At 45.1% G+C, this 12,842-nt stretch carries 9 protein-coding genes; 2 read left to right on the forward strand and 7 right to left on the reverse strand.

What is annotated here, in order from left to right:
- Window positions 1–89 precede the first annotated feature (89 nt).
- The 7 genes from pheT to OCW38_RS08615 form a co-directional block, all read right to left on the reverse strand.
- On the reverse strand, window positions 90–2,477 hold the full coding sequence (pheT, locus tag OCW38_RS08585; protein WP_261893719.1) for a phenylalanine--tRNA ligase subunit beta: 2,388 nt from the start codon (window positions 2,475–2,477) through the stop codon (window positions 90–92).
- Between the two features lie 18 nt (window positions 2,478–2,495).
- Window positions 2,496–3,479, reverse strand: coding sequence for a phenylalanine--tRNA ligase subunit alpha (gene pheS / locus OCW38_RS08590; protein ID WP_004734764.1), 984 nt, complete (start codon window positions 3,477–3,479; stop codon window positions 2,496–2,498).
- 355 nt (window positions 3,480–3,834) lie between these two features.
- Window positions 3,835–4,944 carry a GGDEF domain-containing protein gene (locus OCW38_RS08595; protein ID WP_010441333.1) on the reverse strand — a complete coding sequence of 370 codons (1,110 nt, stop codon included), beginning with the start codon at window positions 4,942–4,944 and terminating at the stop codon, window positions 3,835–3,837.
- Window positions 4,945–5,189: 245 nt separating this feature from the next.
- A complete protein-coding gene (locus OCW38_RS08600; protein WP_065612384.1) occupies window positions 5,190–6,422 on the reverse strand; it encodes a hypothetical protein in 1,233 nt (410 codons plus the stop codon).
- Between the two features lie 9 nt (window positions 6,423–6,431).
- Window positions 6,432–7,217, reverse strand: coding sequence for an outer membrane lipoprotein-sorting protein (locus tag OCW38_RS08605; protein WP_371958623.1), 786 nt, complete (start codon window positions 7,215–7,217; stop codon window positions 6,432–6,434).
- Window positions 7,218–7,282: 65 nt separating this feature from the next.
- Entirely contained in the window at window positions 7,283–9,748 is a 2,466-nt protein-coding gene (locus OCW38_RS08610; RefSeq protein WP_315974523.1) for an efflux RND transporter permease subunit, read from the reverse strand.
- A gap of 171 nt (window positions 9,749–9,919) precedes the next feature.
- Complete coding sequence (locus OCW38_RS08615) at window positions 9,920–10,705, reverse strand: TetR/AcrR family transcriptional regulator (RefSeq protein ID WP_010441341.1); 786 nt, start codon at window positions 10,703–10,705, stop codon at window positions 9,920–9,922.
- A gap of 495 nt (window positions 10,706–11,200) precedes the next feature.
- Between OCW38_RS08615 and OCW38_RS08620 the strand changes: the two genes are divergently transcribed.
- Both OCW38_RS08620 and OCW38_RS08625 read left to right on the forward strand, forming a co-directional pair.
- Window positions 11,201–12,013 carry a hypothetical protein gene (locus tag OCW38_RS08620; RefSeq protein ID WP_016784551.1) on the forward strand — a complete coding sequence of 271 codons (813 nt, stop codon included), beginning with the start codon at window positions 11,201–11,203 and terminating at the stop codon, window positions 12,011–12,013.
- Window positions 11,934–12,701, forward strand: coding sequence for a hypothetical protein (locus tag OCW38_RS08625; protein WP_010441345.1), 768 nt, complete (start codon window positions 11,934–11,936; stop codon window positions 12,699–12,701). Before OCW38_RS08620 ends, OCW38_RS08625 begins: the two co-directional genes overlap by 80 nt.
- The last annotated feature ends 141 nt before the right edge of the window (window positions 12,702–12,842 follow it).

The following is a 12,842-nucleotide window of genomic DNA, read 5'->3' on the forward strand; positions in this document are numbered from 1 at the left end:
CCAGTTGCAAGACAGCACTCTACTCTAGTTACCCAACAAAAAAGGCCTCGCAATGCGAGGCCTTTGGTTTTTCTATCTATCAGTAGAGATTAGTCGCGAAGTGCTGCGCCGAATTTCTCTGAGATTGAAGCTACGATAGCATCTACTGAACCAGCGATGTCTGCATCTTCAAGTGTGCGCTCTACAGACTGTAGGCTAAGTGCGATAGCTAGGCTCTTCTTACCTTCTTCAACGCCTTGACCAACGTATACGTCGAACAGTTTAGCGCCTGTTAGGAATTCGCCACCCGCTGCAATACACGCTTCTACGATGTCGCCAGAAGCGACTGCTTCATCAACAACAACGGCGATATCACGACGGTTTGCAGGGAACTTAGATACGGCTACTGCTTCTGGAAGCACGCGAGTGTTGATAGCTGCCCATTCGATTTCGAATACGATAGTGCGGCCGTTAAGACCAAACTTGCGCTCTAGTTCTGGGTGAACAGTACCAATGATACCCACTTCTTTGCCGTCTACTACGATAGCCGCAGTTTGACCTGGGTGAAGTGCTGGGTGCTTAGCTGCTTTGAAGCTGTATGCGATTTCGTTTGCAGAAAGCTCAAGAACGGCTTCTAGGTCACCTTTAAGATCGAAGAAATCTACAGTGTTAGTAGCAATGTCCCAGTGCTCTTCGCCACGAGTACCAGAGATAACGCCCGCAAGCATCATTTCTTGGCGCATGCCGTTTTCAGCAGTTGCTTCAGGGATGAAACGTAGGCCTGATTCGAATAGACGAACGCGAGACTGTTGACGCTTCTGGTTGTGAACAACTGTGTTTAGAAGACCTTGGATTAGGCCAAGACGCATTGCTGACATGTCCGCAGAGATTGGGAATGGCAGGATTAGCGGCTCAACACCAGGTACAACAAGCTTTTGCTGTTCTGGTTCTACGAAGCTGTATGTGATTGCTTCGTGGTAGCCACGGTCTACAAGAAGGTCACGAACGCGCTTAAGCGGTTGGTTAGCTTCTTTGTGGTCATTCATTTTAAGTGCCGCTTTAGGCGCTTGATTTGGAATGTTATCGTAACCGTAGATACGACCTACTTCTTCAATTAGGTCTTGCTCGATTGCGATATCAAAACGCCAAGATGGAGACGTTGCCGTCCAACCTGCGTCTGTCGTTTCAACGTTACAACCTAGGCGAGTAAGAATTTCCACTACGTCTGTAGATGGAATTTCGTGACCTAGTAGGCTGTCTAGCTTAGCGCGACGTAGAGCAACTACGTTTGCTTTAGGAAGATCAGCTTCAGATTCGCTGCCGTTTACTGGCGCAACTTCACCACCACAGATTTCAACTAGAAGCTGTGTTGCACGCTCCATTGCTGCTGCTTGAAGTGTTGAATCAACACCACGTTCGAAACGTAGAGAAGAATCTGTGTGAAGGCCGTAAGCACGTGCGCGACCACGGATGTGATCCGGTGCGAAGAATGCAGCTTCAAGAAGTACGTCTGTCGTTTCAGTAGTAACACCTGAATCTTGACCGCCAAAGATACCAGCGATTGCTAGTGCTTTGTTTTGGTCAGCGATAACAAGTGTGTTGCTGTTTAGTTCAGCTTCGTTGCCATCTAGAAGTGTTAGCTTTTCGCCCTGCTCTGCTAGACGAACCACAATACCGCCTTCGATCTTAGCAAGATCAAATGCGTGCATTGGTTGGCCTTGCTCTAGCATCACGTAGTTTGCGATGTCTACAACTGGGTCGATTGAACGGATACCACAACGGCGCAGTTTTTCTTGCATCCAGATTGGAGATTCCGCTTTCACGTTTACGTTCTTAACCACACGGCCAAGGTAACGTGGACAAGCATCAGTTGCTTTGATTTCAACAGATACTGTGTCTTCAATGCTTGTTGCAACAGCTTCAACTGTTGGCTCTGTAACGTCTGCGCGGTTTAGTACGCCAACTTCACGAGCAAGGCCACGGATGCTGAAGCAGTCTGCGCGGTTTGCTGTTAGGTCTACGTCGATAGTTACGTCGTTAAGCTCAAGAAGCTCACGTACGTCCATACCTAGCGTTGTGCCTTCTGGCAGCTCAAGGATGCCGTCAGACTCTACGTCGATACCTAGCTCAGAGAAAGAACAAAGCATGCCGTGCGATGGAACGCCACGTAGTTTTGCTTTCTTGATTTTGAAATCACCAGGAAGTACTGCGCCAACTGTTGCTACTGCTACAGTTAGGCCAAGACGACAGTTAGATGCACCACATACGATGTCTAACAGCTCTTCTGCGCCGATATCAATTTTTGTAACTTGTAGTTTGTCTGCGTCTGGGTGCTGACCGCACTCAACCACTTTACCTACTTTAACGCCGGTGAAAACACCCGCAACAGGTTCTACATCGTCAACTTCCAAACCAGCCATAGTGATTTGGTGAGCTAGCTCTTCGCTGTTAATTGCAGGTTTAACCCACTCGCGTAGCCAAGATTCACTGAATTTCATAGTTTTGACTGCCCCGGATTACTTGAATTGTTTAAGGAAACGAAGGTCGTTCTCGAAGAACGCACGAAGGTCATTTACGCCGTAACGAAGCATCGTTAGACGCTCTACACCCATACCGAATGCAAAACCAGAGTATTTCTCAGGGTCGATGCCAACAGAGCGAAGTACGTTAGGGTGAACCATGCCACAGCCTAGAACTTCTAGCCATTTGCCATCTTTACGTTTCACGTCAACTTCAGCTGAAGGCTCTGTGAACGGGAAGAATGAAGGACGGAAACGCACTTCAACTTCTTCTTCAAAGAAGTTACAAAGGAAATCGTTAAGAATGCCTTTAAGTTGTGCAAAGTTTACGTTCTCATCAACTAACATACCTTCCACTTGGTGGAACATTGGCGTGTGAGTTTGATCGTAGTCGTTACGGTAAACACGACCCGGAGCAATGAAGCGGAATGGCGGTTTGCCGTTTTCCATCGTACGGATTTGAACACCAGAAGTGTGCGTACGTAGCATTAGATCAGGGTTGAAGAAGAAAGTATCGTGATCAGTACGAGCTGGGTGATCGTCTGCGATGTTTAGTGCATCAAAGTTGTGGAATGCATCTTCGATCTCAGGGCCAGACTCAGTGCTAAAGCCAAGCTCACCAAAGAACTGTTCGATACGCTCAACTGTGCGAGTCACTGGGTGAAGACCACCGTTCTCAATGCGACGACCTGGTAGGCTCACATCGATAGTTTCTTCAGCTAGTTTCGCTTCAAGCTCTGCACGTTGTAGTGCGTCTTTGCGAGCTGCGATCGCTTGTTGAACAGCACCTTTCGCTTTGTTGATCTCTTGACCAGCAGTGCGACGCTCTTCAGGTGGAAGTTTACCTAGGCTTTGTAGTTGAAGAGTTAATTCACCCTTCTTACCTAAATACTGAACTCGCACTTCATCAAGTGCGACTAACGAATCTGCTGTATCAATAGCAGTCGTTGCATTAGCAATGATCTCTTCTAGATGTTGCATCATTTCCTCATCTACCAGTTGGTAGTGTCCGTATCGGATGATTAGTTTTTTTAGATAGCTACACATACTAATCAAACACGCAACCAATGCCAAATTGAATCGCTAAAAGAACAAGTTATTGACTAAAAACACGGCAAATTTAACAGGATATTAATGAGGAATAGGAAGAAGTGGAACAATTACTGGTACCACTCCTTAATTTGGAACTGAGCGAAGCGCTCGATTTAAAGTATCATGAGAACTAAAACTAAGGTGACCTGAGAACTAAAACTAAAGTAACCTGAGCGCTAAAACTGACGTGAGCTATATTTTAAATTTAACGCGAACTATGCTCTCAACTTGAAATAAACCCGTTCTAAATCTGAATCGAACAAACGCGGTTTTTGCCCGCTTTTTTCGCTAAATAAACGGACTCATCAGCTACTTTAATCAATTCATTCATTGTTTCGAATTCTTGGGTCATTTCAGCCACACCGACACTAATGCTGCCAAGCCAAGCTTGCTCGCCGGTGTCGACCTGTAATTCAGACACTTTCTGTCGAGTGGTTTCTGCAATGTGCATGCCCCCTTTAAGATCGGTATCGGGGCAGATCACCAAGAACTCATCGCCCCCTAATCGACACACGATATCATCATTGCGAAATGTGTTTTTCAGTTCGTGTGCGAGGGTTTGTAACACCAAATCACCTGCATCGTGTCCGCAAGTGTCATTAATGCGCTTGAAATGGTCGGCATCAATCATAATGCACACCAAAGGCATACCAAGTTCTTTGGACTCTTGCCAATGCACCGCTAACTGTTTAAAAGCACAGCGGCGGTTAGGCAAATTAGTGAGCGAGTCAGTTAAGGAGAGTTCTTCGAGCTTCTTGTTCGCTCGTTTTAGCTCTGCCGTACGTTCCTCGACTTTGTCTTCGAGTAGCTGGTTGAACCGTAACAACTCTTTATTACGTTCGGATACTTGCTCAAATAGGCCTTTAAGAGCAGCTAATAGAGGAATGGTTGAAGAATCGTTCTGTTTTCCTTCGGCTTCAAACGCTTGTTTAGGGGTCGCTCCTTCCTCTATTGCGGCCACTTGTCGAGCCATGTTTTGGTCAATACCGAGGATATGATACGCAAGCCAATGAATTAAGAAATCGAGTAGCTGCCGTGCAGACGCCTGATCTTCTTCTAAAATGAAAGCTTGCATGCTGTAGATATCTTGCATAAAAACACGATGCACTTTGATGTGTTCTTCGATGTGAGAGCGATATAAATTACGAGCTCTCATCAAAGATTCTTCTTCTTTAAAGTGAAACTCGGCATAGCTCGTAAGATCGAGTAAAGCGATGCTAATATCTTCGATTGAGATAGTGTTTTCAGACAGCAAATTGCCATAGTGGTTGATAAAACCGACGAGGTATTGATGTTGTTCATCTACGACACCAATGCCTGTTTCGAAGTATCTATTCCAAGTAAATGAATTCATAAATCCCTTAACGCCCAAATCACACTTGTTTACCGGCAGTTACCAGTAGTCAAAAGCGTGCATATGTAGAGGTTATATATACATGTAAAATATAACCATACTACCTGTAGGCCTACCTGATTGCTCACTCCTTTTATAAAAAGACGACTTCGATCTCTACAAATATAAATTAACACTGGGTTTGGGGCGTTCAATTCAACAAGAACACCCCAATAAACCAACATTAACTTAACTTATTGAAAATACTAAAAGTAATATTCCAACGCCATCTCAACAAAATCATCTTTGCGAGCGAAGAACAATAAGTCTTCTGGGGTTTCATTCTCAAACAACCACGCGTTCAACCGCCACTTGAGGTTGTTGTTGATACGACTTGAGGCTTCGAGCTTTGCACTGTAAACATCACTGTTATCTAGATCCTGAGTGATGCCCGTTAACACCTCGGTCCCGTCTTCATCATTTAAGGCGAAACGTGCCCCAAGGAACACGTCGTTTTGACCGACACTCTGCGCATTGTTGCCTCGACTGTCGTACAAGTATTCAGCAATAAAACCGATATCCCAATACGACTCTAGCGGCCCAACCCATGTATACTCAAAGCCTGTTGCTACGCCTGTGTGGTTGTCGTAGCTGTCGCGATAAACGCTTTCAAGCTTCCATAACCAATCACCCATAATCCCCTGAACATCAAGGCCGAAATGCTGCATTTGCGCGTAATAGGGCTTAAGATTATTACCTTCAACACGATAATAAGGGTCACGATTGGTACCGCCTAAGTAGCTTAACCCGACATCCCAATCACCATACATTTGGCTATAGCGCAGTGCCACATCAACGTGCTTTTCTTCTCTTGATGATTCATACAGCGCATCGTCTGAAACGGGTACGGGCGTTCTTAACCGACCGTCTCCCCCTGCAAAGGTACGCTCTCGAAAATACGGCAGTAACATGGCATCGATGGTTCCCCAGTCTTTAATCGACGTGAAGTGAACCATTGGCTGACCCAGTTTCGATTCGCCATCGACGGACTCAATCGCATCGGTTTGGTTTACCACGTCCACTAAGTGTGCTGATTCGGTCACACCCCAGAACACTTTGCCAACACCTGCGCGCAGTTCGTAGTCATCCCAGTAGGTAAGGAACAAAGCTTCACGAACGTCACCATGGGTTCGCTCATCGTCTTCGCTGTCTAAGCGATAAAATGGCGTGAAGGTAAAACTGCCATTGCCTTCTTGTTGCTCCCAGTAAAACTCCGGTTGTAACACCAGTGAGCTTTGTCCTTTGTTCTGCCCCTGTAAACCGTCGCTAAAGAATTGCCTGTGTTCAAGGTTAACTTGCCCTGCGAGTTCTGGGGTGACTTGCTCTACGAACTCAGAGCTAAAGCCTGCCGCCACACATGGCAACGACACCTGCATAAGCCCAACTGTCGCTGCCAAGGTTAAAGATAACTGCGTTCCTGTTAACAGAATCCTTTTCATATTCTTGCCTTACTTTGCACGTTTAAGTGTATTTTTCTGAAAGTCCTTATCCTTAAGACCGGTCTGGAACGCTAAATCTGTCGTGGTTAATACAGTACTCTTGCCTGTTTGGTGGTTTTGCATCGACATGGTGTGCGCGCGCCAGTACTGGTTTAGGTATTGTTTGTAGTCTTGGAACGATAGAGTTTTCAGCAATGCGCCTTTACGGTCGTAAAACTCCACTTGAACTGGGCGGTAATATTGCTGGTCTAGCCATACTTTTTGCATGGTGTAACCAGAGTTTTTGTCGGTCGGAACTTGCTCTAAAACAAAGGTATCAACACCTTCAATATTGGCGTCTTCGATGTAGTTGAAGGTGTACTTTTCTAACTCAAACGAACTTAGGTCTTCGTAAGCAAATTCACTGCCCATAAACGGGCCAGACTTGTTGCGAGAAGAGATACGCTTTACACGTTTCAATGCCGGCAGATACAACCATTGATCATCCGATTTGGTGATGTGTGAATGGTTTAAAAAAGCCGTGCCTTTTACGTCGCGGGGCTCATCAAATATGGTCAGTCCTTTATCGCCATCGTCGTCAACCTCTAGCGACTTCAATCGCATTAGACGAGAGCTGCTTTCACCTTGTTTATTGCGAAGTAGCATTTCCATGGTCGCAACAGAATCGCCCCACCCCATATCAACGGCTTTACGTTGCTCGGCGATCTCTAGGCCTTTTTCAGGATCGGCTAACGCAGGGAAAGCCGAAAATGCGCCAATGGTTATCAATGACGCTATGAGTGTTTTCTTTGTCATAAAGTGTTTAATAATTTTCATAAATTAATCCTTAAGTCAGCCCACCGCAGTAGGCTGACGTTTTCTTATTTGATTGAAGTCGACAGTTCAGCCGTCGTATTAGGTTGAGCTTTAACAGACGATTTTGATTCGTATTGGGATTGGTCTGAGTAATGGGTCTGTTTGTCGAAGATCATCAGCAGGCTTGGTAGCAAAATGAAGTCGACCACCAACGCAATGAAAATCACAATCGCACTGAGTAAGCCCATATCGGAATTGAGTCTGAAGCTCGACATTGCCAATACAGAGAAACCGGCCACTAGCACAACAGTGGTGATCCACAAAGCGCGACCTACGGTGTGGAAGGCGTAACGAACCGCTTCCTCCGCTGATTGCCCTTCCATTCTTGCGCGTTGGTATTTACTCAAGAAGTGAACCGCATCATCGACGACGATACCCAAAGTAAGGGTGACCACGACCGACAATCCAAGGTTGATCTCACCAGAGATAAGCGCCCATAAACCAAAGCCAATAATCGCAGGCGCAATGTTGGGCACTAGGCTTATCATGCCTAAGCGAACCGATCGCAATGCGAAGATCATCAAACCAGAGATAAGCACTAAGGTGATTGGCAGAGTCGATAGCATGCTCGCCATGTTGGTTTCACCAATGTGAGCAAACATCAATGATGGGCTCGACGCGACCACTTCATACTGAGGTGCATTGGCGGCAAACCATGAGTAGATACGCTCTTCGAGTTCAACCAATTCCACACTGCCGAGGTTATCAACCGTCAGTACCATTTTGATCGATGATTTATCAACGTTGATTTGGTTATTCAAATCCAAACCATAAGGTAGAGACATCTCGTAAAGCAGTAGATATTGCGCGGCTAACTCTCGGTTAAGTGGCAGTTGGTAATAACGGTCATCATCACCATGCATGTTCTTATTCAGACGCATGTAAACATCAGAAAGCGTAGCAACATGGTCGGTTTCTGGTTGAACACGTAGCCAATCGGTAAAATCACCAATCGCTTGTAAGAACAAGGGGTCAGCAATCGCTTGAGACTCGTTAGTTTTGACCGCAATACTGATGGTCGTCATACCGCTTACAGTCTGTTCCATGAAGTCGGCTGCTTGTCTGAATTCGCTTGAGGTATCGAAATACTTCACCGATTCATCATTCACTTTGTTCAGTGGAATTAATGCCGCGGCGCCGACGATAACTAGAGTAGAAATAGGCAATAACGCTTTGCGATTAGTTACCACAAAGTCACCGAGCTTATCCATGAAGGTCACTTTACTTTGTGCCACTTCATTCGTTGGTAAAGTCTTAACTGGTAGCAGTTTTAATAGCGCAGGTAGCATAGTCACGGATAGGAAACATGCGATGATCACGCCCAATGCCGATAAGTTACCGAAGTCTCGTAATACGGGGGAGTCCGACATGTTCATCATCAAGAAACCAATCGCGGTGGTCACTGAGGTAATCAAAATCGGCATCGCATTAAGCTTGATGCTGTATTGAATAGCTTGTGCTTTTTCCATGCCACGCTGCATGGCTTGTCTCATGGTCACAATCACATGAACACAATCGGCCACCGCTAGGGTCAGTACCAAAGTTGGGACGTTAACCGTTGCGGTGCTGAGGAACATCCCTGCCCAGCCAGACAACCCCATGGTCGCGACAATCGAAGAGATAATCACAACTAAGGTCGCCACCACGCTAAAGAATGAGCGCAGCATAAAGGTCAGGAATACCAACACCACCAATAGCATTAATGGCACCAGTGTTGAGCTGTCTTCTTGAGCCGACATCATGAAAGCATTGTTCATAGCAATGATGCCCGCTTTATGGAATTCGACGTTAGGATAGTCCGCTTGATACTTGGCGATCATAGTGTTGATTGCTGCTATGACTTCTTGCACTTCCGCGGTTTTATCTACTTCAGGTAATTGCACGGTCACGTTAACAATGGTCACATCACCAGAAGCCGACACCAACGCATTCTTAAGCAGAGGTTCGTTTAGCGCGATCTGTTTCACTTTGGCGATTCGCTCGGGCGTATGTTCGTATTCTTCATACAGCAGATCTTCCACCAATAAGTCGTCTTCAACAGCTTCGGTGTGCTGATAATTGGCCAAAGAATCGACACGGCTTGAGTACGGGATCTGCCACGCATCAACGGTGAGATTTTGAATTAAGGTCAGGGTTTCTGGGGTGAAGACGTTGCCGCCATCAGGTGCGACAACAATCGCGAGATTGTCGGTTTTCGCAAAGGTAGTTTGGATTTCATCGAACGCCATCAACTGTTTGTTGTTGCCTTCGAAGAAGATGTTGTAATCCCCTCTAAAGTAGAGGTTCTTCGCCCCTAATGCAGAGAGCATGATGATTGAAAAAACCACCAGCAGAACGATAAACGAACGCTTGGTCGGTATTGAGTGCCAACGGTTATTGAGATCCCCGTTTACGCTATCGATATTACGGTTATCTCGATTTTGGTGATCGAAAGCGGGCTTTTGGCTGTCATGTTCCATCACAGTCTCCATTTGTGACGATTCGTCATAGTTGTGTCATAAAAAGCCAGCCGAAGCTGACAAAAGACACAATTCTTGGTCATACACTCAAGAAAACCTAAACCACATTAGGCTAAACTTAAGTTTGTGACGAATCGTCATAAATGGTTATTAATAAACCCACATAAGTGGGCTTAATAGAAGCTATCGACCTACTGATTCTAAGTAAGCGATCTCTTCACTGAACAGTTCTTGTTCTACACGACGCCAGGTTTTACGGTAGTCCCAATCGGTAGAAAGGGGCTGCCAGTTCAGGCCGTCGAGCAGCATATTCGCGTTATGTAATACTGAATACGGGTCTTGTAACCGCTTAATACAATGACTGTTTGATGCGTTCTGTGACAAGGCATTTGAACCAAATGCGATTGACCAGTTTGCAAACACGATGGCATCTGAACCCACACCAGAAGAGAACTTTAGGTCACCCACTTCTACTGCTTGGTTAACCATTGAATCGGCTTGTTCAATCACCAATTCTTCGAGTTCGTTCATCTCGGTTACACGTGCACTAGACGCTTTCTCTAGTACCCACGGGCTTTTTGCCATGATCGCACAAGTTGACAGTACCGGCTCCATGCGCGCATAGATTCGATAAGCAACGTGCAGTGCGACGATCTTTTCGCGTGTGTTACCTTCAAACTCTCCAGAACGAGTAAACATCAGTGCCTCGGCCTTTAAAGAATGAATACACAACGCTAAAACCACGTCTTCTTTGCTACAAAAGTGATTATATATCGTACCTTTCGAATAAGAGCTCGCTGCCGTTAGCTTATCCATCGTGAGGTTTCCGAACCCTTGCTCTCGAACCAGATCTTTCGCTAACAACATCAATTCTACTTCTCGGTCTGCAATAGACTGCTGCTTTTTAGACAAGCCGCCTTTACAACCAAAGATACTTTGCTTATCGCCTTTACAACCAAAGCCAAACATAATTTCTCAGTCCGTATTTTCGCTTAGCTATCACCTAAGCTGAGTCAGTATTTAAAACACTCCTGTTTAATATATTAACACGAATAGCAAATTCATGTACTTAACCATTTTGTGACGCTTCGTCATTTCTGACTTATCGTCATAATAGCGCAAATATTGATCATATCAAGGTGTTTTATAAATTAAATACACTTTATGTATGGAAGGGTAAGTAAACGGGCGAGTAAGTGAGAGAACGGTCAATGAATATCAATAAAAACGAGCTGTTTTTGACGAACCGAATACCAAAGTAAATTGGCCATTCTTAGCCGAAAAAGAGTGCTAGCACTTTAAATCGTTATCGATATTTGCTTAGTGAATCCAGGCATAACCCACGAGAATGAATGAGTGTAGGCTTACTTTTTGGGGCAGACCTCTCCTTATGGTCAATATTTGGCTTACTAATGTCGTTTTCTGTTAAGTTGCTATAAATTCGGTAAGGGGTGACTTACAATAGTGACAACGACTTACCTTTTTGAGAACACGATATTGAGCGCCAAATATTCTTATTTAGCTTGGCAAGTGAATACTTCTAGCCCAGCAGAAAAACTGGTTTTATTGATGCTTGCAGATGGTGCTGATGAGTTCGGTTTCACCAATGTGTGCCTACAATCAGCAAGTCAACTTTGTGCTCTCTCGACGTTTGGTTTAGCCGATTGCCTTAAGTGTCTAGTCGACCAAGGTTTCCTCGATAAAGTAAAAGTAGATTATCGAGACAAGAAAGAGATACACGTGTTCAAAATGCTCATTGAGCAAGAGCAAGCTGCGGTTCAAGTTGAAACTCAACCGGTCAATAGTATTCCGGTTTACTCTACTGCACCTGCACCTGCACCTGCACCTGCACCCAAGTTTCAGCCTGCTCCGGCACCAATGCAAAACACGCAATATGCTCCTCGCCCACAAGGCCGAGGCTCAATGAACAGCAACACCGTTTCTACTCATGATCTCAACGAAGAAGAGATCCCATCATGGGCAGAACGTGCGTTTAAATTCTCCGGCTTGGCCGGTGACCATAGTTTAGTATGGAAGAAATTTGTCCTTTGGTATAAAGCCAAAGCTAATGAATTAATGCCACTATCTCGGATTGAATCCAAGCTGCAGTACTGGCTAGTTAACGAGAAGCAAAATGAAAGACAACAACAGCAGAAGACCGCTCAATATTCAGGAAATGCAGGACAAGCTCAAGGAAATGGGTATAGACAAAAGCTTAGCCCATCTGAACGCTTCAGGCAGCAGCTCATTCAAAAAGGCAAAAAGCCAACCTTCTGAGCCTGTTGTATCTGACGTTCCTGCACGATCTGAAATAATTGAAGCAAAAAGCACTGAAGTTAATGTAGCGACACCTAACGCTACCGACGCAGGCTCGTCTCAAAAAGTGCCTGTTGTCGATCAAGATCCGGCAGAGTTAGAGCTGACTGATTGGTGTATCCATGTGTTTGGTTCTTTCTTAAGCGTGTACGAAACACAATGGGAATACCAATACGGTAGCGAGCCGAGCGGTAAGTTTATTGAATTTGCTAACTCAGTCGATTCAGACGGCCTTAACCGCGTGCTAATGCACTGTCATGAACGTATTCAACTTGGCAACAGTTGGCCGCCGCAAATGGGTGAGCTTTGGATCCTGAAAGATTCTTTGACTGAAGAAGAGTTGTTGGATAGCCGTATTCGAGTGTTGTCACGCTCTGCAGATAATAAGATTGAGCAATGGTTAATCCAGAATAAACTGTACGATTTAAAGCGTACGGCTGAAAACAAACTCGATGGCCTGTTCAAGAAGTATTACTTGGAAGCGAAACGTTTAGATGAGAAAGGCATGCTTGAAACTGAGTTACCAGAATTCCTTCTTGCCGCTAACTCTGTAAAGAACCTGAACGATTTAAAACGTGAAGAGTACGAAAGTAAACACGGTAAAGCGATTAACCCAAGAATTCAGCGTATTCTGAACAGTAAAAAATAACCATCCGCTTGCTATCTGTTATAAGAAAACAGAGTAGCGATTACACGGTTAACAGATACAAAAATGCCAGCTATCAAGCTGGCATTTTTTACGAATTCTTACGAACTCTACAAATATCCGTGACCAACGGTACGTCCGTCA

The sequence above is a fragment of the Vibrio cyclitrophicus genome, assembly GCF_024347435.1.
Classification (GTDB): Bacteria; Pseudomonadota; Gammaproteobacteria; order Enterobacterales; family Vibrionaceae; genus Vibrio; species Vibrio cyclitrophicus.